Origin of the sequence: Burkholderia cepacia (genome assembly GCF_001039005.1) — a bacterium.
Classification (GTDB): Bacteria; Pseudomonadota; Gammaproteobacteria; order Burkholderiales; family Burkholderiaceae; genus Burkholderia; species Burkholderia theae.
In genome coordinates, this window is sequence record NZ_LDWR01000001.1 from 32,166 (window position 1) to 54,384 (window position 22,219).

Here is a 22,219-nt window from a genome sequence, read left to right on the forward strand (position 1 = left end):
GCTCACGCGCGCGGCTGCAGCGCGATGACCGCCATCCCGCCCAGCGCAAGCACCGCGCCGGCCACATCCCAGCGGGTCAGCGCCACGCCGTCGACCACCCGCAGCCAGATCAGCGCAACCGCGATATAGACACCGCCGTACGCCGCATAGGTGCGCCCCGCCGCGCTCGGGTGCAGCGTCAGCAGCCACGCAAACAGCGCGAGCGACAGCGCGGCCGGCACCAGCAGCCAGACCGGCCGACCGTCCTTCAGCACGAGCCAAGGCAGGTAACAGCCGACGATTTCGGCCAGCGCGGTGGCGGCGAACAGCACCGCGATCCTCATCAGTTCGGTCATCCGGTTCCTCGTGAATTCGGCCCCCGTCACCGGAGGCTGCACGGCCCCGCCGCGCGCCGCCGATCATAACCGAGCAGACCCCGCCGGATGCCCCGCCAGACGGGCGCCTCCCGGCAATTTGCGCGATCATCCGTCATCGTGCTATCATGTCGCCTGTTTCAACATTCAATCTCTGTCTATTCGATTTCGCAAGAAGTCCGTCCGCGCGTTGCGGGCCGGCCCTTCGACCGAAATTGCACCCACAGGAAAGCCCGCCCGACAGGCCCGCTTTTCTCGTTTCATGGCCCCTTTCGGGGCGCTTGCCGGAACGCCGGACAATCGGTCCGCACCGGCATCTGCCGCCTGCATCACGCGGCCCATTCTTCATGAGCGCACTGTCGCGTCGGCCCGTCGGGCCCGCGTCGAAGCAGCCCCTTTCGGCCCTTTACCGCCTTTTACGCAGTAAGTGCTTAATGGTCTGCCCCGACGCGCCGCATGCGACACCGCGCTCGCCGGCAAACCGTGTCGGACGGCCCACCCGTTCCGGCGCAGTCAAAGGAGTGCATGACCTTGACCGCAACACACGTCAGCCCGACCGCTGCTTCTTCCTCCGCTTCGTCGTCCGGCGAGGCCCCGCTCGCCGCGGATGACATTACCGTCGTCGACCAGAGCCTGCTCAAGCGCGCCGTCAGCGCGATGGCCATCGGCAACGCGATGGAATGGTTCGACTTCGGCGTCTACAGCTACATCGCCGTCACGCTCGGCAAGGTGTTCTTCCCGTCCAGCAGCCCGTCCGCGCAGTTGCTCGCGACCTTTGGCACGTTCGCGGCCGCGTTCCTCGTGCGCCCGCTCGGCGGCATGGTGTTCGGCCCGCTCGGCGACCGCATCGGCCGCCAGCGCGTGCTCGCCGCGACGATGATCATGATGGCCGTCGGCACCTTCGCGATCGGCCTGATCCCCAGCTACGCATCGATCGGCATCATGGCGCCCGTGCTGTTGCTCGTCGCCCGCCTCGTGCAGGGCTTCTCGACCGGCGGCGAATACGGCGGCGCGGCCACCTTCATCGCCGAATTCTCGACCGACAAGCGCCGCGGCTTCATGGGCAGCTTCCTCGAGTTCGGCACGCTGATCGGCTATGTGATGGGTGCGGGCGTCGTCGCGCTGCTCACCGCGTCGCTGTCGCAGGAAGCGCTGCTGTCATGGGGCTGGCGCGTGCCGTTCCTGATCGCCGGCCCGCTCGGCCTGATCGGTCTCTACATCCGGATGAAGCTCGAGGAAACGCCCGCGTTCAAGCGCCAGGCCGAAGAGCGCGAAGCGCAGGACAAGGCCGTGCCGAAGGCGCGCTTCCGCGAAACGCTGATGCGCAACTGGCGTGCGCTGCTGCTGTGCGTCGGCCTCGTGCTGATCTTCAACGTGACCGACTACATGGTGCTGTCGTACCTGCCGAGCTTCATGTCGTCGACGCTGCACTTCGACGAATCGCACAGCCTCGTGCTCGTGCTGATCGTGATGGTGCTGATGATGCCGATGACACTCTATGCCGGGCGCCTGTCCGACAGGATCGGCCGCAAGCCTGTGATGCTGGCCGGCTGCGTCGGGCTGCTCGCGCTGTCGATCCCGTCGATGATGCTGATCCATGCGGGCACCACGGCGTCGGTGTTCGGCGGCCTGCTGATCCTCGGCGTGCTGCTGTCGTGCTTCACCGGCGTGATGCCGTCGGCGCTGCCGGCGCTGTTCCCGACCGAGATCCGCTACGGCGCGCTCGCGATCGGCTTCAACGTGTCGGTGTCGCTGTTCGGCGGCACGACGCCGCTGATGACCGCGTGGCTGGTCGACGTGACGCACAACCTGATGATGCCCGCGTACTACATGATGGGCGCCGCCGTGATCGGCATCGTGTCGGTCGTCGCGCTCGCCGAAACCGCGCGCCAGCCGCTCAAGGGCTCGCCGCCGGCCGTCGCGTCGCGCCGCGAAGCGCACCAGCTCGTGCGCCAGCTGCGCGAGGACGATGACGCGCAGATCTATGGCGCGGTGACGACCGCACGCGCCTGAGCGTCGCCCATGAAAAAGCCCCGGCCGAAGCCGGGGCCCGATCGAACCCGATCCGCCCGACCGGCTTGCGCCGGCCGGGCTTTTTTTATCCATTCAGCACGAGCGATCTCACGCGTGCGCTTCGCAGTGACGGCAAAAGATCAGCGCGCGCGAACGCGACACGGCCGCCTGCGCGCCGCGTGCCGCGACAATCAGCCCGACCTGGCCGAGATTGAAATCGCGCTCGACCATCAGCTGCGTCAGCGCGGCAAGCGGCAACAGGACGGACGGGTGGTACAGGCTCGATTCGATCAAGGCTTTCATCATCGGCTCCATCAGGCAATGCGTGATTCGATGGAGTGGATTCTAGGGACCGGCCGCGTCCGGATAAACAGCACGAATGCGAAGTCACTTGTCAGCCACCGAGAACAATCGGCGGCGGCTTGCCGGACGGGGCCGAGCGGGCGACAAGCAACGGCGCGGGGCGGCGTTCCGCCCCGCCGGCGGGCCTAGACGAGCGGCGTTTCGACGAAAGCCGGCAGCGCTTCCGCACGCGCCGAGTGCGCGGCGAGCGCCGGATAGCGGGCCGGATCGATCCGCGCGAGCGCCGGGTAGTCGGCCGCCATGAACTGCGTGAAGCGCCAAGACACCGCGACCGTCACGTCGGACTGCAGCAGGCGCGCGCCGCCGAACCAGCCGTTCGCGGCCGCGACGAGCGGCTCCAGCTCGCCGTACGCGCCCTCGAGCTGGCTCAGCACGCGCTCGAGCCACGGCGCGTGCTGTTTGTCGGCCGGGCGCAGCGCCTGCTCGTAGACGACCTGCACGGTCTTCTCGGCCGCCGCCAGCGCGAATCCGATCGGCTCGAGCGCGCGCAGCCGCGCATCGGCGGCGTCGGGCAGCAGGCGCCGCTCGGGCGCCACCAAGTGATCGAGATAGTCGACGATCAGCGACGAATCGATCAGCGTCGCGCCGTCCCCGGTCACGAGCGTCGGCGCCTTGACGACCGGGTTGACCGTCCTGAACTGCTCGAAATGACGGAACACCGAGATCGACTCGTGTTCGAACGGCAGGTCGAGCAGCTTCGCCGAAATGGCGACACGGCGCACGAACGGGGAATCCAGCATGCCGATCAGCTTCATCGCAAACGCTCCGCTTAAGGGGAATGGGACCGACGACTGTAGCAGCGTCGCGCGCCATCGCCTAGCGTGCTCGTGCGCTTGATGCGCGTCGGCCGGCCGCACACCGGGCTCACGCTGCGCGGCCACAGTGACCATAATGCAGATTCACGCCCCTTTCGCCCCAAGGTTCGCCATGTGGTATGCCCTCGTCGAGCAGCAACGGGAATGGATGCGTGCCTGGCGCGCGGCCACGCGGCATGCGTTCGACGCGTGGCCGTCGGCAACGCTGCCGCACGCCGCGTCGTCGTGCTACGACGACCTGTTCGAGCCGCTGCTCGGGCCGCCGGCCGGGCCGGCGCACTTCGACATCGGGCGACCCGCCGCCGACGAGCGGGTCGTCGCGCGCACGCCGTTCTGCGACCTGCGGCGCTTCACTCGGGCCGACGCGCGGCGCACGGTGCTGCTGTGCGCGCCGCTCGCCGGGCACGCGGCCGTGATGATGCGGGAAACCGTCGAGACGCTGCTCGCCGACGGCGACGTCTGCGTGACCGACTGGCGCAATGCGCGCGACGTGCCGCTCTCGTCGGGCCGTTTCGGGCTCGACGACTATGTCGCGACGCTCGACGGCTTCGTCGACGGGCTCGCGCTCGACGATCGGCCGCTGCACGTCGTCGCCGTGTGCCAAGCGACCGTGCCCGCGCTCGGCGCGCTCGCGCTGCGCGCCGCGCGCGGCCTCGCGCCGCCCGCGAGCGTCACGCTGATCGGCGGCCCGCTGGACGCGCGCCTGAATCCGAGCGCGCTCGGTACCGCCGCGGCCGACCATTCGCTCGACTGGTGCCGCCGCCACCTGATCGACATCGTGCCGCCCGGATTCGCGGGGCATGGCCGCCACGTGTTCCCGACCTATCTCCAGCAGGGCGAGATCGCGCTCATGTACCCGCAGCACTTCCTATCGCTGATCGAGGCCTACGCGCTGGCCGCGTCGCGCTTCGACATGGCCGGGCTCGCCGGTGCGCGGCGCGCGCTACGCGAATACACGGCGCTGCTGGACATGCCGGCCGAATATTTCCTCGACACGGTCGACATCGTGTTCCAGCGCATGAGCCTCGCGAACGGCACCTGGGACGTCGGCGGCCGGCGCGTCGAGCCGGCCGCGCTGCGCGGCATCGCGCTGCTGACCGTCGAAGGCGCATGCGACGGGGTCACGGGCGCCGGCCAGACGCATGCGGCGCTCGACATGTGCAGCGGCCTCGCGGCCGACGAGCGCTACCGCGTCGACATCGACGATTGCGATCACTACGGGCTGTTTACGGGGCCACTCTGGCGCGGCAAGGTTCATCCGGCGCTGCAGCGCGTGTTCGCGCTGGACTAGGGCCTGTTCCCGCTAATAACGGGCTGGTGCTGGCCCCACGAATGAATTTTTCCAAACAGGAGAACGTGCCCTCGGGCGGCATCAGGCAGACGTGACGCCCCGTCACGGACGGGCCGCGTCGAGCAACGTGCGCACCTCGTCGTCGCTCGTCTGCTCGAAGCGCGCATAGAACTGGCTGATCCCGAAGAACGGCAGCGGCTGCGACACCGTGACGAATGCGTCGGCAAGGTCGTCGAATGCATGCCCTGCGCCCGCCGGCGCGACCGGCGCCGCCGCCACGATGCGCGCGGGGTGACGCTCGCGCAGCGCCTGCAGCGCGGCGCGCATCGACGCGCCGGTCGCGATGCCGTCGTCGACGACGATCGCGATGCGGCCGTCGACCGGCAGCGGCGCCGCCGCGCCGCGATACAGCGCTTCGCGGCGATGCAGCTCGACCGTCTCGCGCGCGATCACGTCGGCGAGCTGCGCGTCGGTCACGCCCATCGAACGGATCACCGAACGCTGCAGATGGATCGCGCCGCCCGTTGCGATCGCGCCCATCGCGAGCTCGGGATCGTACGGCACGCCGAGCTTGCGCACGACCAGCACGTCGAGCGGCGCGCCCAGCGCGCAGGCGACCGGATACGCGACGGGCACGCCGCCGCGCGGCAACGCGAGCACGACGACGTCGCTACGCCCGGCGTAGTCGCGCAACGCGCCGGCCAGCTGGCGGCCGGCATCGGCGCGATCGGCAAAACACTCGGTCACGATCGGCTCCCTGCCGTTGCGCCGGATGCGCGCAATCCGCGCCGGCGCCTGCCAACGAGCATGGTTCATCGGCGGCGCCGATGCAAGCGGGGTCACACCGGCGTGCGCGACGCCAAGCGAAGGGGTCAGAGGCCGCTGGCCTGCCGGTACAGCCGCCAGAAGGACTGTGCGTACGATTGCGCGAGCTCGGGCGCGCGCTGGAACACGTTCACCGTTTCCGCATGCGCGGCCGCGCTGTCGGACAGCGTCGTCAGCGCGACGCTGTCGTCGACGATCACGAAGCGCGGCGCGGGATCGCCATGCCGGGAATCGATCGCCACGTCGACGCCGGCGGATTTCAGATAACCGGCGCCGCTGTACTTGCCCGCGCTCGCCGAGCGCACCAGCACGACCCGAACCTCGATCCCGCGCGCGCGTGCCGCCCGCAGCGCGCTCGCGACCGCGGGCGGCACGTGCGTATAGCCAGCCAGCAGCACGCGGCGCTGCGCCTGTTCGATCAGGTCGACGGTCGCGTCGGCTGCCGCGTTGTCATACGAAAAGTACGTGCCGACCGATGCGGCGTCGGACGGAATCTGGCTGGCGTGGGCGCTCGCCGCGCAGCAGAGCGTGACGAGAAGGAAGGCGGCTGGTCTCATGGCGGGCGCCATTGTAGCGACGCCAATCGGCGTGGCAAGCGCCGGCTGCGGCGCTGCGGCGCCGACGCAACACACAGCGGGAAATGCGCGTCCGGCGACGATCGTTCCGGCCGTCGATCAGCCTGCCGCGACGCGCGAAAGCCAGCTCGTCACACCGTCGACGGAACGAAAATCCGCGAGGCTGCGCGCCGGCAGCGCCGGATACGCGCCACCGGCCATCTCGGCCAGCGCGCGCCCGGGGCCGAGTTCGAGAAACGCGGTCGCCCCGGCCTCCACGCAGGCGGCAAGACACGCCGCCCACTCGACCGGCTCCGCGATCTGCCGCGCGAGCTTGTCGAGGCCCGCGTCGACGTCGAGCACCGACGCACCGTCGATGCCCGAAAACAGCCGCGTGCCCGGCATTGGCCGGCACACGCCCGCCGCAGCGAGCGACGCACGAAACACCGGCACGGCCGCTGCGAGCCAGCGCGTGTGCGACGCGATCCGCACGCAGACGGGCGCGACGCGCAACGCGCCGTCGCGCGCCGCGTCGGCGGCCACCGCATCGACGTCGGCCTGCCGCCCCGCGACCACGAACGCGTCGCCGGGGTTCGCGATCGCGATCGCCGCGTCGCGGCCGTCGCACAACCGCGCAAGCTGCGCGCGCGTCAGGCCGCGCACGAACGCCATCCGCTCGTCGCCGCTGCTTGCGGCATCCATCGCGCGCGCGCGTGCATCGGCCAGGTCGAGCGCGTCGTGCGGATCGATCATCCCCGCGACGCTCCACGATGCGACCTCGCCGACGCTGTAGCCCGCGACGCAGCGCCGGCGCGGCCACACTGCGTCGAGCAGCACGGTGGCCGCGAGCGCCTGGACCGTGCAAAGGATCTGTGCGGCACGGTTTTCATGCAACGCGTCCGGTGCGGCCTGGCGGACCCACGCGCGCGGATCGTCGCCGAGAAGCCGGCCCGCGTGCGCGAACAGCGCGTCGGCCTGCGGCGCCGTGCCGGTCAGGTCGAACATGTCGGCGCGCTGCGCGCCTTGCCCCGAACAGAGGATGGCCAGCGTCATCGCGCCTCCCCGCCGGCTTCGTGCGCATCGACGAATACGCTCATCGCGAGCAGGTCGGCCGCGCCGCCCGGGCTCAGCCTGCGCGCAACGAACGCACGATGCGCGGCGGCCGCACGCAGCCGCCAGTCGCGCGCACGCACGCCGCCGCGTGCGACGAACGCGCGTGCGGTCGCCCGCGCGAAATCGAGGCCGCCCTGCCCGCCCCGGTGCAGCAGGTTCGTGTCGTCGAGTGCGGCGATCAGCGCGAAGCACGCATCGACGCGCGCGGCTTCAGGGTCACCCGGCAGGTCGCGCCGCGCGCGGCGCAACGCGGGCAGCCCGACCGCATACACGGTCGTGAAGCCGTCGGCCGCCTCGCGGCGTGCCCCGCCGACGCCGTAGCGGCGGGTCGCGCGCTCGCCGTGACTGTCCGGCAGACGCGGGCCGCCGAGGATATCGGTGCCCCATCGGCGGGAAACCAACGCGCCCAGCGTCATCCCGCTTGCCGTGGCATCGAACATTGCGCGCCGGCCAGCGGCCGCGCACAGCAGCCCGAGCCCGAAGATCGCGCCGCGATGCGTATTGATGCCGCCGGTCGCGGCGAGCATCGCGTGCTCGGCACGCAGGCCGATCTTGCGCAGCACGGCCATGTCCGCGTCGTGTGCGCCCGCGTCGGCGAGTTCCGCGAAGTACGGCCGCAGCACGGCGGCGCTGCGCGCGAACGTCGCGGCGTCCATGTCCGAATGACTGCCGGTGTCGACGTGACTGACGAGCCCCGGCTTCGGATAAGTCTCGATCTCGAGTACGAGGCTGCGCTCGGCCAACCCCGCGATGCGTTCGGCATCGGACGGTGCCGGTACACAGCAGGCAGCCCATGCGCTCATCGCGCGTCTCCGGTGAAGGCGTCGGCCGGCATCAGCTCGACGGCAATCGCGGTCTTGATCGCGACCTCAGGCAACCGTGCATGCAGTTCGCGCCAGTTGGCGCCCGCGCCGTCGGCGCGCAGCAATTCGCCGTCGATGCGCATCGGCGCGCGGGCGTCGATCTCCGCGAGGCCGTCGAGCAACGGCGCAAGCGACGCGGCATCCGGCAGCGGAAACACGATGTCGAGATCGGACGACGGGCCCAGGTAGGGCTCACCCGTCAGCACTTGCCACGCGAGGCTGCCGAACACGCGGCCCTGGACGCCGCAGCGCGCGCCCAGCGCATCGAGTTCGCGCAACGGTGCGTGCCATGCGTCGGGTGCGGCCGCAAGCACGTCGCCCAACGTCGGCAGCGGGCCGACCGTCGCGAGCGCGTCGGCGGCGACGTTCAGTGCGATGCGCCGCTTGCCCGCCGAAGGCGGTAGCGGCAGGCCGAGCGGCACGCGGCCGGCATCGGCCTCGTCGGGCGACGCGCGGCGCACGATGAGCGGCCGGCCGTGCGCGGCCCACGCGCGCACGAGCGGATCGGCCGCGAGCGCGGGATCACGCGCGCATGCCGCGCCCCACCCCGCCGCCGTCAGCGTGACGAGCGTGTGGCGGCGCAGCGGCAGCTCAGCGTGCGTCACGCGCGAGTACCTCGACGCGGCCCGCGACGTCGGCCGCAACCGGCCGGCCGCGCGCCGCGCGCCGGTCGATGCGATCGAGCGGCTTGACGAGCCATTCGCCGACCTGCGCGTCGAGCGCGCGGGCCGGATCGAGTACGGCGTCGACGGCGCCCATCTTCACGAGGTTGTCGAGCCCCGGCGCGAACACCGGCGTCGACCGCGACATCTCCTTCAGCACGTCGATCGACAGCTTGGTCACACGCGACATCGACGGCAGGTCCATCACCTCCGGCTCGGCGCCCGGCAGCGCGAGCAGCGTGCGCGTCGCGAGCGCGGTCGCGATGAACGCGCCGGCGGCCGTGTGGCCGTACAGCACGCCGATCGTCCGGTGCCCGGCGAGATCCGCGTGCATCAGGCATTTCGCGAGATGCGACAGCCCTTCGTTCAGGCCGAGCAATTCGTCGCGCTTGCTCATCCGCTGGCTGTCGCTGTCGACGAGGACCAGGATCGGCGTATCGCCACCGCGCGCGATCGTGTCGAGCACGCGCGATGCCAGCGTCAGCGCCTCGTCGATGCCGAACGGCAACCGGTCGGCGACGCCGATCACGTCCACGCGCGTGCCGGCCAGTTCCGCGTGGCCCGTCAGCAAGCCGCCGGTGCGCGCGATCGAGTGGCCGTTGGGAAACAGCGAGTTCAGTACTTCATCGAGCGTCATGCGGGCTCTCCTGCAATTGATCCGCGAGCGTCGCGAACGTGTCGTCCGGCATGCCCGGAATCGCTTCCGGCGTGCTCGCACCGAGCGTGCGCCACACGTCGAGCGCGTCCTTGCATGCGCCGAACCGTTCGACGCGCGCCTCGAGGCGTGCCTGTTCCGCACGCAGCATCGCCGCATCGAATGTCGGCGCGCAGCCGATCAGGTCGAGCGCCGCCGCGCGGAACGCGTCCGGCGTATCGGCCACATAACGATCCGCGCCGCCGATCAGCCGGCGGTGTTTGCCGCCCATCGTGCGCCAGATCAGCGCGCGGTCCTTCGCGTCGAATTCCTCGACACCGCGATTGGTCTCGATCACCTCGGGGCCCGACACGCTGATGCGCCCCTGCTCCGACACCGCGAGCGCCGAACAGCATGCGGCGAGCAACCCGCCGCCGCCATAACAACCCGCGCGCCCGCCGATCAGCCCGATCACCGGCACGCCGGTCGCACGCGCTTCGACGAGCGCGCGCATGATCTCGGCGATCGCGAGTTCGCCCGCGTTCGCTTCCTGCAGCCGCACGCCGCCCGTATCGAACAGGATCAGCACCGGCTTGCCGAGCTCGCGCGCGGCGCGCAGCAGCCCGGTGAGCTTCGCGCCGTGCACTTCGCCGAACGCGCCGCCCATGAAGCGGCCTTCCTGCGCGGCGACGAACACCGGCTTGCCGTCGAGCCGGCCGTGGCCGACCACCATCCCGTCGTCGAACTGCTGCGGCAGGTCGAACAGCGGCAAGTGCGGGCTCGTCACGCGTTCGGCCGGCCCGAGGAATTCGCTGAAGCTGCCCGCATCGAGCAGCCCGTCGATGCGCTGCCGCGCCGACGCTTCGTACCAGCTCGCGCCGTTCGCGACGAACGCGGGCGCGTCGTGGATCACTTCGGTCGTCATGCGTCCCCCTCGATCGCGCGCACGGCTTGCGCGAGCCGCAGCGACACCATGTCGGGCCGCGCGCCGCCGTCGTTGATCGACAGCTTCAGGCCGCCCGGCGTGCGCCGCTCGACGAAATCCGATACCACGGCCTGCCACACCGCGCCGAAGCCGACGGCCGCGGTGCGGATGTCGATCTCGCATTCGTTGCCCGGCAGCACGCGCTCGACGAGCACTTCGAGATTGCCGGACGCGACCACGCCGACGAGCGCCGCGGCCAGTTCGCCCTTCGCACGCTCGCGCGCGGTGAAGCGATAGTTCAACTGTTCCATGCCCTCTTCCTCACCAGTTGCGGAACCGGGCCGGCGGCGCATAAAGCCCGCCCGACCAGTGCACGAGATCCTTGATCGAACGCGCGGCAAGCCAGCGGCGGTCGGCGTCGAGCGGATCGATGCCGAGATCCTCCGGGCGGCGGATCACGCCACGCTCGCGCAGCCGCTCGACCATCTTCCGGTCGCGGCCGCGGCCGACGTCCGTATAGCCGGCGACGCCGCGGATCGCATGTTCGCGCTCGTCCTTGTCGCGGCACATCAGCAGGTTCGCGATCCCTTCCTCGGTGACGATGTGCGTGACGTCGTCGCCGTAGACCATGATCGGCGCGAGGTCGAGCTGCAGCTTGTCGGCGAGCTTCAGCGCGTCGAGCTTCTCGACGAACATCGGCACGTTCTTGTCGCCGAAAGTCTCGCCGATCTGCACAACGAGCTTGCGGCCGCGCCTGAGCGGCGCCGGCGTGTCGGGGTCGGCTTCCGCGCCGGCCTTCAGCCACGGCTCGCTCGGATGGCGCCGGCCGCGCGCGTCGCTGCCCATGTTCGGCGCGCCGCCGAAGCCGGCGATCCGCTCGGCCGTGACCGTCGACGAATGGCCCGACAGGTCGATCTGCAGCGTCGAGCCGATGAACATGTCGCACGCGTAGAGGCCGGCCGTCTGGCAGAACGCGCGGTTCGAGCGCAGCGACCCGTCGGGGCCCGTGAACCATACGTCGGAACGCGCGCGGATGTACTCGTCCATCCCGACCTCGGAGCCGAAGCAATGGACCTGCTCGACCCAGCCCGACTCGATCGCGGGAATCAGCGTCGGGTGCGGATTGAGCGCCCAGTGCGTGCAGACCTTGCCCTTCAGCCCGAGCTTCTCGCCGTAGGTCGGCAGCAGCAGCTCGATCGCGGCCGTGTTGAAGCCGATCCCGTGATTCAGGCGCTTGATGCCGTACGGCTCGTAGATGCCCTTGATCGCAAGCATCGCGGTGAGGATCTGCGTTTCGGTGATCGCGGCCGGATCGCGCGTGAACAGCGGCTCGACGTAGAACGGCCGGCCGGCCTCGACGACGAAATGCACGCGGTCGCCGGGGATGTCGACGCGCGGCACCTTGTCGACGATGCGGTCGACCTGCGCGATCACGATGCCGTCCTTGAACGCGGTGGCCTCGACGACGGTCGGCGTGTCCTCGGTGTTCGGGCCGGTGTACAGGTTGCCGTCGCGATCGGCGCTGACCGCGGCAATCAGCGCGACGTGCGGCGTGAGATCGATGAAGTAGCGCGCGAACAGTTCGAGATAGGTGTGCACCGCGCCGAGCGCGATCTTGCCGCCGAACAGCAGCTTCGCGATCCGCTGCGACTGCGGGCCCGAATAGGCGAAATCGAGACGTTTCGCGATGCCGCGCTCGAACACGTCGAGATGCTCGGGCAGCACGACGCCCGACTGCACCATGTGCAGGTCGTGCACCTTCGCGCTGTCGACGTCGGCGAGCGCCGTCGCGAGCAGGTCGGCCTGCTTCTGGTTGTCGCCTTCGAGGCAGACGCGGTCGCCGGGCCGCAGCACCGCTTCGAGCAACGCCACGGTGTCGCGCGCATCGACCCGCTTGCCCTGCGCGTAAGCCGCGCCGGCCGCGAGGCGTGCATCGCGCGCCTGCCGCGCGTGATTCCATCCCGTCATGAACAGTTCTCCGCTTCGATGGTTCAGCGGCATTCTAAGCCTGGCGCCGCCGCCGATTGATGATGTTGACGAATGCGACTCAGAGGACGCCGCGATGGATGCAGCCCGCACGCGGGCCGCGTCGCATGACCCTAGCCGCCCACCAGCGCGCGCGTCGCGAAGAACAGCACCGACGGGCCGAGCAGGCAGCCGACGCCCGTATGGAACGTCGCGACCAGCGCACCGTACGGGACGAGCCGCCGGTCGGTCGCGGCGAGCCCCGCGCTCACGCCGCTGACGGTGCCCGCGAGGCCGCCGAAGATCATCGCGGAACGCGGCGTCTTCAGACCCATGAAATTCGCCGCGACCGGCGTGCCGACCATCACGATGATCGCCTTCACGAGCCCCGTCGCGATGCTGAGCGCGATCACGTCGGAACTCGCCCCGATCGCCGCGCCCGTGACGGGCCCGACGATGTAGGTGACGGCGCCCGCGCCGATCGTCGTCATGCTGACCGCGTCGGTATAACCGAACGCGCGCGCGATGCACGCGCCGACGATGAACGGCAGCACGGTGCCGAGCAGCAGCGACACGACGCCGACGAGCCCGGCCTTGCGCGCCTCGGTCGGCTGCACTTCGAACGCGGTCGCGACGATCGCGAAATCGCGCAGCATCGCGCCGCCCATCAGGCCGACGCCCGCGAACAGCGGCACGTCGGCGATCCCCTTCTCGCCGCCGGTGAACGCGCCGCCAACATACGCAAGCGCGAGACCGATCACGATCGCGATCGCGGAGCCGTGCACGCGGCCGAACGTGAGCTTGCGCGACGCGATCGACGACAGCCACATGATCAGGCCGACCAGTGCGAACGACGCGACGAGCCCGTTGTGGGCGACGACTTTTTCGAGCATCTGCAGCATGGCGGCCTCCGTTACTGTTCTTCGAATTGCGGCACGCCCGCGAAGGCCGTGTCGTCGCGCCCGGTGCGCACGAGTACCGCGATGCAGCATGCGCAGATCGCGACCGCGCCGACGGCAGCCAGCAGCGCGACGGGGCCGCCCTTCAGCGCGGCGACGACGTTCTGGTTCGCGGCCATCGCGACGACGACCGGGATGTACATCGCACCCCAGAAACCGACGCCGGCCTCGGTTTCCTTCGGCAGCCAGCCGCGCCGGTGCAGCCACAGCCGCAGGCAGATCAGCAGCAGCATCGCGATGCCGACGCCGCCGACGTTGGTCTTCACGCCGATCGCGGTGCCCAGCAGGTCGCCGAGGAACAGTCCGGCCAGGTGGCAGAACGCCAGCAGCGCGGTTCCGTAGATGATCATGAGCGTCTCCAGTCTCTTCGTGACGGGCGCCTGACGCGTGCGGGAGGCAGGCCCGCACGTCGATCCCGTGCGCGGACTGTCTCCAGCGGCGGTGCGCCGCGGCCCGGCGGCCCGTCGTGCGGGCGCGTTCTCGGGCGGTCGATGGGATGATGCGGTTTCGGGCCGGACGCCGTATGCCGTAGACTGACCGATACAGCCTCGGGGCACGACGCGGGTTGCGCGTCCGGTTCGTCCCGTTGCGCGGGCCGCACCGGGGCGTGATCCGATACTAGCCCCGCAATATCCGGCCATTTATGAAGTTGTCGAAACCGATTCAGTGGATTTAGCAATGCGTCCGTTACCGCCCGAGCTGCTGCGCAGCTTCGTCGCCGTCGCCCAGTCCGGCAGCTTCACCGCCGCGTCGGAGCGCGTGAACCTGTCGCAGTCGACCGTCAGCCAGCACATCCGCCGGCTCGAAGAGCTGCTCGACCGGCCGCTGTTCGAGCGCGACACGCGCAACGTGCACCTGTCGCAGCACGGCGACGCGCTGTTCCGCTACGCGGTGCGCATTCTCGAACTGATGGACGAAGCCGTCACGTCGGTGTGCGGGCCGCCGCTGTCGGGCAAGGTGCGGCTCGCGATGTCGGAGGATTTCGCGTCGGCGCACCTGACGGCCGCGCTCGCGAGCTTCGTGCAGCGTAATCCGGATGTCGAGCTCGCGATCTCGACCGGGCTGTCGGGCGACCTGTTCGACGCGCTCGACGAGGGGCGGCACGATCTCGTGTTCGCAAAGCGCATCGCGGGCAGCCGGCGCGGCCGCGTGATCCGCAGCGAGCCGCTGTACTGGTGCACGGGCCCCGATTCGCGGATCACCGGCCACGAGACCGTGCTGCCGCTCGCGATGCATCCGGAACCGAGCGTGTCGCGCCGCCGCGTGCTCGAATCGCTCGAGGCCATCGGGCGGCCGTACCGGATCGCGGTCGTGAGCAGCAGCGTCGCGGTGCTGCGCGCGGCCGCGAGCGCGGGGCTCGGCGTCAGCGCGTTCGCCGGCTACGTGATTCCGGCCGGCCTCGCACGGCTCGACGCCGGGTTGCCCGAACTCGGCGAACTCGAATACGTGATCGACCGGCCGGCGGCCGCGTCGCGCTCGACGCTCGCACTCGAAGCCACGCTGATCACGGCGGCGGCGGAGTTGTAACCGCACCGGGTGCGGCGCGCGCATGCGCGGTCGCACCCGCAACTGGCAGCTTTGCCCGGAACGCGTCATCGTCCGCGCAGCACCCGCTCGCGACAATGGGGCCCATCGGAACGCACGGCATGTTGCCGTGCGCATCCGGTGTCCCGTCCCCTTGATCGGAGCGCACCATGAACGTCTTGCGATTCGCCGTCGCGACCGCCGCAGCCGCCCTGCTGTCCCCCGCCTTTGCCCAGACCGACGCCGCGGCGCCCGAGCAGGGCCTGACACGCACGGAAGTCATCGCCCAGTTGAAGCAAGCCTATCTCGACGGCGAACTGCCGACGAACGACGGCAACTACCCGCCGAATGCCGCGACACGCGCGCGCAACCGCGAACTCGTGCAGGCCGCGAGCCCCGCATGGCTCGCGCAGACGCCGCAGGCCCCGCAAACGGCGGCACAGCAGTAACCGGTCGCGGCCCCGCCGATACACGACGCGGCATCGCGATCAGGGCAGAAAGCTGCGGCGCCGCGCGTCGATCAGCTCGACGAGCAGCCGGTCGCGCTCGGCCGCCAGCTCCTGCATCGAATGCTCGCCCTGGATCGCGCGCAGTTCGTCGTTCAGCTTGCGATCGACGTCCGGATCGAATGATGGCGTGCCGAGGTCGTCCCACCAGCTCGTGATCGGCCCCGACAGGTGTTCGAGAAAGTGCGCGATCCCGCCCGCGCCGCCGCCGAGGTGATAGGTCAGGCACTGCCCCATCAGCCCCCAGCGCAGGCCGGGGCCCCATGCGACCGCCTTGTCCGCATCGGCAACGCTCACGACGCCTTCGCCGACGAGGTGATACACCTCGCGGAACAATGCAGCCGCGAGCCGGTTCGCGACGTGGCCGGTCATCTCCTTGTTGAGGACGATCGTCTGCTTGCCGAGCGCATCGTAGAAGTCCTTCACGCGCGCAATCACGTCCTTGCCGGTCGCGTCGCCGCCGACCAGCTCGACGAGCGGAATCAGGTGCGGCGGATTGAACGGATGCGCGATCAGGCAGCGTTCCGGATGCTTCGCGCACGCGCTCTGAATGTCGGACATCTTCAGGCCCGACGAGCTCGACGCGATCGGCACGTGCGCGGGCAGCACGTCGTCCATCTGCCGGTACAGCGCACGCTTCAGGTCGAGCCGTTCGGGGCCGCTCTCCTGCACGAAATCGACGCCGTCGAGCGCGCGCACGAGATCGGCGTCGAACGACAGCCGCGCGGCGAGCTCGCCGGCGCGCTCGCCAAGAAACGCGGCAAGCGCTTCGCGCAACCGCGCGTCGGCTTGCGGCGCCGGATCGGTCGCGACGACGTCGAAGCCCTTCGTCAGGTAGAAAGCCGCCCAGCTCGCGCCGATCACGCCGGCGCCGACGATCGCGATGCGTTGAATGTCCATGGTTGTCCCGTGTCGTTGGTCTGCGGATAGTGCGCGGCGATTGTCGCATCGAATCGCGCGGGCACGCGTTGACGCAAGTTGCAATTTCCCTCTTGAAATGCGCGGCGACGGCCACTAATTACGTGTTGCCGGGCAGTGCTCCATGCAACGCACTGCCCCCGTTTCGATCCAGTGGAGCAACCCGTCGCGCCCGCCGCAGGCGTCGCGTCGTCACGTCTCCCGCGTTTCCTGTTCCGGAGGACCAACATGAGCGGTATTCATTTCGGCAACGACCTGTTCGACGAATTCGCCCGCGTGCAGCGGCAAGTGGCGAACCTGTTCGGCGAGCGCCCGTCCGGCATCCGCGCGGTGCGGCCGGGTTCATTTCCCGCGCTCGACGTCGGCGCCACCGACGACGCGATCGAGATCGTCGCGTTCGCGCCCGGCATGGCCGCGACCGACTTCGACGTGTCGATCGACAAGGACCTGCTGACGATCAGCGGCGAGCGCAAGCCCGCGCTGCGCAGCGAAGGCGACGATGTGCGCACTTATGCGCAGGAGCGCTTTCACGGCACGTTCCGCCGCGTCGTCGAGCTGCCGCGGGACGCGGATCCCGATCAAGTCAGCGCCCGCTACGAAAACGGCTGCCTGCTGATTCGCGTGGGCCGTCGCGAGGTATCGAAGCCACGTGCCATCACCGTTCAATAATATTCAGGATACCGACATGAATACGAACCCGACTCTGGCCGAGCGCCACACGAGCACCGTCCACCCCGCCGCCGCCGAAGCCGCGCGCCGGCCCGCGATCACGCCGGCCGTCGACATCGTCGAGAACCATCTCGGCGTGACGCTGCGGGCCGACCTGCCCGGCGTGCCGCGCGAGAACCTCGACGTGAAGGTACACGACAACACGCTGACGATCGAAGCCGACACACGTATCGATACGTCCGCCGACCTGCGCGTGCGGCACGCCGAAGTCCGCGCGCTGCGCTACGCGCGCACGTTCGTGCTGAGCCCCGACCTCGACACGTCGCGGATCGACGCGAACCTGCGCGACGGCGTGCTGACGCTGACGATTCCGCGCCGCGAGGAAACGCGCCCGCGCCGCATCGACGTGACGGCCGGAAACGCGTAAGCGTCGTCGCACGTCGTCACGCGACGCGCGACGCGCATGAAAAAGCCCCGCCCCGGCGCGATGCCGGGCGGGGCTTTTTTGCAACGGGCGACGCGCGGGCGATCACATCGCAGCCGCAATCAATCGAAATCGAACAGGTCGAACACCGATTTGCGGCGGCGCTGGCCGTCGTGCCGGTGACGGTCGTCGTGCGAACGACCGTCGCGTCCCCAGCCGTCGCGATCGCGCGGTGCGTCGGCGGCGCGCGGCGCGGGCGCCTCGTCGCGGCGTGCCGGCGCGTCGCCGCTCTCGCGTGCGATCAGCTTGTCGAGTTCGCCGCGATCGAGCCACACGCCGCGGCACGTCGGGCAGTAATCGATCTCGATCGACTGGCGCTCGGCCATCAGCAGGTCGGGCGTCTTGCAGACAGGACATTTCATCGCGTTTCTCCTTTTCGTGCGATTGACGTACGCATTCCGGATGCAGGCGCGCGAGCCGGCCGCCATCGTGGCCGGCCTCGCACGCGCCCACTCAACGGCCTTCCACCCGCGCCGCGCGCTTCGTCTTCGCGCGCCGCGCCAGCATGTTCATGCCCTCGACGAACGCCGAGAACGCCATCGCCGCGTAGATGTAACCCTTCGGCACGTGCGAACCGAAACCTTCGGCGATCAGCGTCATGCCGATCACGACGAGGAATGACAGCGCGAGCATCACGATGGTCGGGTTGCGGTCGATGAAGCGTGCAAGCGGCTGCGCGGCGAACAGCATCACCGCCACGGCGACGATCACCGCGACGAACATGATCGGGACGTGCTCGGTCATGCCGATCGCGGTCACGATGCTGTCGATCGAGAACACGATGTCGAGCATCACGATCTGGCCGATCGCGGCCCACACCGTCAGGCCGGCCGCGCCGCCGGAACCGCCCGCGCCTTCGCCGTCGTGCGACACGTGATGATGGATCTCGGTGGTCGCCTTCCACACGAGGAACAGGCCGCCCGACAGCAGGATCATGTCGCGCCACGAGAACGCGTGGTCGAACAGCGTGAACACGGGTTCGGTCAGGCTCGCGATCCACGCGACGCTGCCGAGCAGCGCGAGGCGCATCACGAGCGCGAGCGCGATGCCGAGGCGCTGCGTGCGGGCGCGCTGCGCTTCGGGCAGCTTGTTGCTGAGGATCGAGATGAAGATCAGGTTGTCGATGCCGAGCACGACTTCCATCACGACGAGCGTCAGGAGCGCGGCCCAGACGGCGGGGTCGGCGGCAAGCGTCAGCAGGTAGTCCATGTAATGGGCCGATACGAAAGTGGAAAGCCCGATGATATTCCGCCCCGAACTTCGAAAAAATCAGAGAGAATCTGAATTTAGGTTCGGTTTTTACGATATGTTGATCCGATGCTGAATTTCCGACATCTGTACTATTTCTGGGTCGTCGTGAAGGAAGGCGGCTTCGCACGGGCGGCCGGGCGGCTCGACATGGCCGTACAGACGATCAGCGCGCAGGTGCGCGAGCTCGAGAAATCGCTCGGGCACCAATTGCTGCGCCCGGCCGGGCGCGGTGTCACGATGACCGACGCGGGCCAGGCCGCATTTGCGCGCGCGGAGGTGATCTTCGAGATGGGGCGGCTGATTCCCGACGAAGTGCGCGCGGCGGCCAGCCAGCCGACCGTGCGGCTCGCGGTCGGCCTCGCCGATGGCATCTCGAAGCTCGCCGCGCACGCGATCCTCGCACCGGTGCTCGACACGCCCACGCTGCGGCTGCTGTGCCACGAGGGCGAGCACGATGCGCTGCTCGCGGAACTCGCGCTGCATCACCTCGATCTCGTGCTGGCCGGCCAGGGCGCGCCGTCCGGTTCGAACCTGCGCGTGACGAGCGAGCGGCTGGTCGCGTCGCCGGTCGACTGGTACGGGCCCGCGGCGCTCGTCACGCCGGCCGCGCGGCAACGCTTTCCGCAGTGCCTGGCCGACCTGCCCGTGCTGCTGCCGACCGCGCATTCGGCGCTGCGCGCGCGCCTCGACCAGTGGCTGGAAGCGGAGCGGATCGTGCCGCGCGTGGCCGGGGAATTCGAGGACAGCGCGCTGATGGCCGTGTTCGCAACGCGCGGCCTCGGCGTGTTTCCGCTGAGCGAGCTCGGCGCGAACGATGCGTCGCTGCTGCGCGGCCTCAGGCGGCTCGGACGCGCGGGCGACGTAACGGAAGAGATCCACGCGATCCGCTCGCGGCGCGGCGAACACCATCCGCTGACGTCGCAATTGCTCGCCATGACGCGCGCCGCGCCGGTCGGCTGATGCGAGCGCGACATCAAACGAAACTATAATGACGCCCCGGCCATACGAGATTGCCGCGCGCATCATCCACGCACCGCCATTGCGCGACATCTCGCGAGCCTTCTGAAAGACGCCATGCACAACCGATTTCGCCTGTTTTCCGTTTCGTGCGCGCTCGCGGCCGCGACCGTGCTGGCGGCGTGCTCGTCGCCGCCCAAGCCGATCTACCAGCAGGAACAGTTCGATGCGACGACCAGCCCGTATGCGCATACGTTCCACTCGAAATCCGACGCGACCTGCGAGGCCGCGCGGCGCGCGCTGCTGAGCCAGGGTTACGTGGTGTCGTCGTCGCGCAACGACGCGGTCGACGGCAGCAAGAATTTCCAGCCGAACAACGACATGCACGTCGTGATCGAGTTTCACGTCGTGTGCGCGGATGCGAACGCGGACGGCTCGTCGAGCATCGCGTACGTGAACGCGGTGCAGGACCGCTACACGCTGAAGAAGTCGAATACGTCGGCGAGCGTCGGCCTGAGCGTGTTCGGCTCGCTGTCGCTGCCGATCGGGTCGAGCGACGATGCGCTCGTCAAGACCGCGAGCGAGACGATTCCCGCCGGCGTGTTCTATGAGCGTTTCTTCAATCTCGTCGACCATTTCCTGAAGATCGACCCGGCCCGCCGCGACCGCGCGACCGTGAAGGCCGCCGAGAAGGAAGCCGTCACGCCGCTGCCCGAACCCGCGCCGACGCCGCAAGGCGAACCGATGAAGATGACGACGCCGGCCGTGCCGACGCCACCCGCAGCGCCGGTGCCGCTTTCGGTGCCGGGCGTGGTGCCTGAATCGGGTGCGAATATCGCGCCGGCTGCGATGCGCGCTGTCGCGCCGGCGGCGGCTTCCGGGTCGGTGGCCGCATCGGCGCCAGCGGCTTCCGGTTCGGCACCTGCACCGGCTTCGGCTCCGGTGCCGGTTTCCGCGCCGGTGCCCGCTTCCGGCCCTGTATCGGCGCCTGCCGTCGCGGCATCCACGCCCGCCGTTTCGGCGCCGGCCACGGCTACGCCGGTATCGGCTGCGCCTGCGGCCGCGGCATCCGCCCCCGCACCGGCATCCGCGCCTTCGAGCGCGTCGCCTGCGCCGGCGGACAAAACGCCGGCGCAGGCCGCCGCCAACCCCGCCGCGTCGTCCGCGCCGGCCGGTGCGAGCGCACCGGCCGCGAACTGACCAGCCTTCCTGACCAGCCGTCCTGATCGGCCCTCCTGATCGGCCTTCCTGATCGGCCTTCCTGATCGGCCTTCCTGATCGGCCTTCCTGATCGGCCTTCCTGATCGGCCGTCAGTATTGTCGCGCCGCCCCACATCCGGCGCAGCGCGACGATACGCTCCCCATCATTCTCCGCAGAAAATCCCGCGCCCCCGGCTGCCTGCCGGCTGCGTAGCCATTATTGCTTCAACGGGAAAGCGACCGTGACGCGCCGTGACAGCCCAACGCGAGGCAAACGCCCAAGGTCATCGAAGCCAATAACCATCCGGCCGTCACCCGACAAACCCGCGCACCGCCTCCCCCGCTTACCGCAACTTCGCGCGCAGCGTCTGCAGATCCTCGACGGTCGCCGTCACGCCGCCACAGACGATCACGGCGATCTCCGTCGCCGACGCCAGCACGGGCACCGGCCGCTCGAGCGCGGCCAGCGCGGCGCCGCACGCGGGCTCGACGACGATCCGGTGTTCGTCGAGAAACCGCAGCGACGCAGCCACCGCTTCGGCATCGGATACGACGACAGGATGGATCTCGTGGCGCGTCGCCCATTCGACCGCCGCGTCGCACGGCCGCTTCGCGCCGAGCGACGTCGCGATGCTCGCGATCGCCGGCAATTCGATGGGGTGCCCCTGCGCAAGCGAGCGCGCATAGCAGTCGGCACCTTCCGTTTCGGCCGCGACAACTGGCACGTCGTGCCAGCCGTTGCGCGCCAGCCCTTCGAGCACGCCGCACAGCAACCCGCCGCCGCCGACCGCGAGCACGACCGCGTCGGGCTTCGGACCGGCCGCCGCCATCTCGTCGATCATCGTCGCGTGGCCCTGCCACAGCACGCGGTCGTCGAACGGATGCACGAACGCGTCGTGCTCGCCGAGGGTCGACTGCGCGAACGCGTTCGCCTCGGCCCAGCTCGCGCCGTGCACGACGAGCTCCGCGCCTTCGACGAGGATCAGCTCGCGCGCGCGGGCCGACGCGCTTTCCGGCACGACGACGAGCACCGGCACGCCGAGTTCGCGGCCGCAATACGCGACGGCGATGCCCGCGTTGCCGCCCGACGACGACACGAACCGCCGCGCGCCGGCCGCATGCCGCGCTTCGCAGACGGCGCCGATGCCGCGCAGCTTGAACGAGCCCGACGGCTGCAGCGCATCGAGCTTCAGCCGAATGGTCCTGCCGAGCCGGCGGGACGCGATTTGCGAGCGGATATAAGGGGTCGGGATATGAAGCGGCATGGGATCGGACGCGGCGAAATGGGAACGGAGGGAACGCACGCGACTCGTGAGCGAGTGCGGCAATGACGGCCATCGTACGACACGCCCGTCATGCTTTCCAATACCATCGG

26 protein-coding genes are annotated in these 22,219 nt (G+C 69.7%); 8 read left to right on the forward strand and 18 right to left on the reverse strand.

What is annotated here, in order from left to right:
• Positions 1 to 2 precede the first annotated feature (2 nt).
• Positions 3 to 335, reverse strand: a complete 333-nt coding sequence (locus VL15_RS00150; RefSeq protein WP_048242441.1) for a YnfA family protein — start codon at positions 333 to 335, stop codon at positions 3 to 5.
• Positions 336 to 878: 543 nt separating this feature from the next.
• Here VL15_RS00150 and proP point away from each other — a divergent pair.
• Entirely contained in the window at positions 879 to 2,366 is a 1,488-nt protein-coding gene (proP, locus tag VL15_RS00155) for a glycine betaine/L-proline transporter ProP (protein WP_048242442.1), read from the forward strand.
• A 108-nt stretch (positions 2,367 to 2,474) separates the two neighbouring features.
• Here proP and VL15_RS00160 read toward each other — a convergent pair whose 3' ends face one another.
• Both VL15_RS00160 and VL15_RS00165 read right to left on the reverse strand, forming a co-directional pair.
• Positions 2,475 to 2,672, reverse strand: a complete 198-nt coding sequence (locus VL15_RS00160; RefSeq protein ID WP_034185467.1) for a hypothetical protein — start codon at positions 2,670 to 2,672, stop codon at positions 2,475 to 2,477.
• 182 nt (positions 2,673 to 2,854) lie between these two features.
• Positions 2,855 to 3,484 (reverse strand): glutathione S-transferase family protein, encoded by a 630-nt coding sequence (locus VL15_RS00165; protein WP_048242443.1) that lies wholly within the window; start codon positions 3,482 to 3,484, stop codon positions 2,855 to 2,857.
• A gap of 172 nt (positions 3,485 to 3,656) precedes the next feature.
• Between VL15_RS00165 and VL15_RS00170 the strand changes: the two genes are divergently transcribed.
• On the forward strand, positions 3,657 to 4,835 hold the full coding sequence (locus VL15_RS00170; protein ID WP_048242444.1) for a polyhydroxyalkanoate depolymerase: 1,179 nt from the start codon (positions 3,657 to 3,659) through the stop codon (positions 4,833 to 4,835).
• 102 nt (positions 4,836 to 4,937) lie between these two features.
• On the opposite strand, the gene VL15_RS00175 is transcribed toward VL15_RS00170, so the two are convergent.
• The 11 genes from VL15_RS00175 to madL all read right to left on the reverse strand — a co-directional run bounded on the left by VL15_RS00175 (position 4,938) and on the right by madL (position 13,685).
• Positions 4,938 to 5,582: a phosphoribosyltransferase gene (locus tag VL15_RS00175; RefSeq protein WP_048242502.1), complete on the reverse strand. Its 645-nt coding sequence runs from the start codon at positions 5,580 to 5,582 to the stop codon at positions 4,938 to 4,940.
• Positions 5,583 to 5,707: 125 nt separating this feature from the next.
• Positions 5,708 to 6,229 (reverse strand): phospholipase D-like domain-containing protein, encoded by a 522-nt coding sequence (locus VL15_RS00180; RefSeq protein WP_048242445.1) that lies wholly within the window; start codon positions 6,227 to 6,229, stop codon positions 5,708 to 5,710.
• A gap of 105 nt (positions 6,230 to 6,334) precedes the next feature.
• Positions 6,335 to 7,267, reverse strand: coding sequence for a malonate decarboxylase subunit epsilon (gene mdcH / locus VL15_RS00185; protein WP_048242446.1), 933 nt, complete (start codon positions 7,265 to 7,267; stop codon positions 6,335 to 6,337).
• Positions 7,264 to 8,130, reverse strand: a complete 867-nt coding sequence (gene mdcB / locus VL15_RS00190; RefSeq protein ID WP_048242447.1) for a triphosphoribosyl-dephospho-CoA synthase MdcB — start codon at positions 8,128 to 8,130, stop codon at positions 7,264 to 7,266. The genes mdcH and mdcB overlap by 4 nt, the downstream gene beginning before the upstream one ends.
• Positions 8,127 to 8,795: a malonate decarboxylase holo-[acyl-carrier-protein] synthase gene (gene mdcG / locus VL15_RS00195; protein ID WP_048242448.1), complete on the reverse strand. Its 669-nt coding sequence runs from the start codon at positions 8,793 to 8,795 to the stop codon at positions 8,127 to 8,129. The genes mdcB and mdcG overlap by 4 nt, the downstream gene beginning before the upstream one ends.
• Positions 8,782 to 9,489, reverse strand: coding sequence for a biotin-independent malonate decarboxylase subunit gamma (mdcE, locus tag VL15_RS00200; protein WP_048242449.1), 708 nt, complete (start codon positions 9,487 to 9,489; stop codon positions 8,782 to 8,784). Before mdcE ends, mdcG begins: the two co-directional genes overlap by 14 nt.
• A complete protein-coding gene (locus tag VL15_RS00205) occupies positions 9,476 to 10,411 on the reverse strand; it encodes a biotin-independent malonate decarboxylase subunit beta (RefSeq protein ID WP_048242450.1) in 936 nt (311 codons plus the stop codon). Before VL15_RS00205 ends, mdcE begins: the two co-directional genes overlap by 14 nt.
• A complete protein-coding gene (mdcC, locus tag VL15_RS00210) occupies positions 10,408 to 10,722 on the reverse strand; it encodes a malonate decarboxylase acyl carrier protein (protein WP_034183256.1) in 315 nt (104 codons plus the stop codon). Before mdcC ends, VL15_RS00205 begins: the two co-directional genes overlap by 4 nt.
• A 10-nt stretch (positions 10,723 to 10,732) precedes the next feature.
• Positions 10,733 to 12,379: a malonate decarboxylase subunit alpha gene (gene mdcA / locus VL15_RS00215; protein WP_048242451.1), complete on the reverse strand. Its 1,647-nt coding sequence runs from the start codon at positions 12,377 to 12,379 to the stop codon at positions 10,733 to 10,735.
• Between the two features lie 131 nt (positions 12,380 to 12,510).
• Positions 12,511 to 13,278: a malonate transporter subunit MadM gene (madM, locus tag VL15_RS00220; protein WP_048242452.1), complete on the reverse strand. Its 768-nt coding sequence runs from the start codon at positions 13,276 to 13,278 to the stop codon at positions 12,511 to 12,513.
• A gap of 11 nt (positions 13,279 to 13,289) precedes the next feature.
• The gene (madL, locus tag VL15_RS00225; protein ID WP_048242453.1) at positions 13,290 to 13,685 is read right to left on the reverse strand and encodes a malonate transporter subunit MadL; all 396 of its coding nucleotides are present in this window, start codon (positions 13,683 to 13,685) and stop codon (positions 13,290 to 13,292) included.
• A 328-nt stretch (positions 13,686 to 14,013) separates the two neighbouring features.
• Here madL and VL15_RS00230 point away from each other — a divergent pair, with 328 nt between their 5' ends.
• Together VL15_RS00230 and VL15_RS00235 are read left to right on the forward strand one after the other, a co-directional pair.
• Positions 14,014 to 14,862, forward strand: a complete 849-nt coding sequence (locus tag VL15_RS00230; RefSeq protein ID WP_048242454.1) for a LysR substrate-binding domain-containing protein — start codon at positions 14,014 to 14,016, stop codon at positions 14,860 to 14,862.
• A gap of 167 nt (positions 14,863 to 15,029) precedes the next feature.
• Positions 15,030 to 15,308 carry a DUF4148 domain-containing protein gene (locus VL15_RS00235; RefSeq protein WP_048242455.1) on the forward strand — a complete coding sequence of 93 codons (279 nt, stop codon included), beginning with the start codon at positions 15,030 to 15,032 and terminating at the stop codon, positions 15,306 to 15,308.
• 39 nt (positions 15,309 to 15,347) lie between these two features.
• Here VL15_RS00235 and VL15_RS00240 read toward each other — a convergent pair whose 3' ends face one another.
• The gene (locus tag VL15_RS00240; protein ID WP_048242456.1) at positions 15,348 to 16,265 is read right to left on the reverse strand and encodes a 3-hydroxyacyl-CoA dehydrogenase NAD-binding domain-containing protein; all 918 of its coding nucleotides are present in this window, start codon (positions 16,263 to 16,265) and stop codon (positions 15,348 to 15,350) included.
• 246 nt (positions 16,266 to 16,511) lie between these two features.
• Here VL15_RS00240 and VL15_RS00245 point away from each other — a divergent pair, with 246 nt between their 5' ends.
• Positions 16,512 to 16,952 carry an Hsp20/alpha crystallin family protein gene (locus tag VL15_RS00245; protein WP_048242457.1) on the forward strand — a complete coding sequence of 147 codons (441 nt, stop codon included), beginning with the start codon at positions 16,512 to 16,514 and terminating at the stop codon, positions 16,950 to 16,952.
• Between the two features lie 16 nt (positions 16,953 to 16,968).
• Positions 16,969 to 17,379, forward strand: a complete 411-nt coding sequence (locus tag VL15_RS00250) for an Hsp20/alpha crystallin family protein (RefSeq protein ID WP_048242458.1) — start codon at positions 16,969 to 16,971, stop codon at positions 17,377 to 17,379.
• Between the two features lie 119 nt (positions 17,380 to 17,498).
• On the opposite strand, the gene VL15_RS00255 is transcribed toward VL15_RS00250, so the two are convergent.
• Entirely contained in the window at positions 17,499 to 17,798 is a 300-nt protein-coding gene (locus VL15_RS00255) for a zf-TFIIB domain-containing protein (protein WP_048242459.1), read from the reverse strand.
• Between the two features lie 91 nt (positions 17,799 to 17,889).
• Entirely contained in the window at positions 17,890 to 18,645 is a 756-nt protein-coding gene (locus VL15_RS00260; protein WP_048242460.1) for a TerC family protein, read from the reverse strand.
• Positions 18,646 to 18,753: 108 nt separating this feature from the next.
• On the opposite strand from VL15_RS00260, the gene VL15_RS00265 reads away from it, so the two are divergent.
• Together VL15_RS00265 and VL15_RS00270 are read left to right on the forward strand one after the other, a co-directional pair.
• Positions 18,754 to 19,647 carry a LysR family transcriptional regulator gene (locus tag VL15_RS00265; protein ID WP_048242461.1) on the forward strand — a complete coding sequence of 298 codons (894 nt, stop codon included), beginning with the start codon at positions 18,754 to 18,756 and terminating at the stop codon, positions 19,645 to 19,647.
• Positions 19,648 to 19,761: 114 nt separating this feature from the next.
• Entirely contained in the window at positions 19,762 to 20,844 is a 1,083-nt protein-coding gene (locus VL15_RS00270; protein WP_048242462.1) for a DUF2242 domain-containing protein, read from the forward strand.
• Between the two features lie 344 nt (positions 20,845 to 21,188).
• On the opposite strand, the gene VL15_RS00275 is transcribed toward VL15_RS00270, so the two are convergent.
• Complete coding sequence (locus tag VL15_RS00275; RefSeq protein WP_048242464.1) at positions 21,189 to 22,109, reverse strand: pyridoxal-phosphate dependent enzyme; 921 nt, start codon at positions 22,107 to 22,109, stop codon at positions 21,189 to 21,191.
• Positions 22,110 to 22,219: the final 110 nt, after the last annotated feature.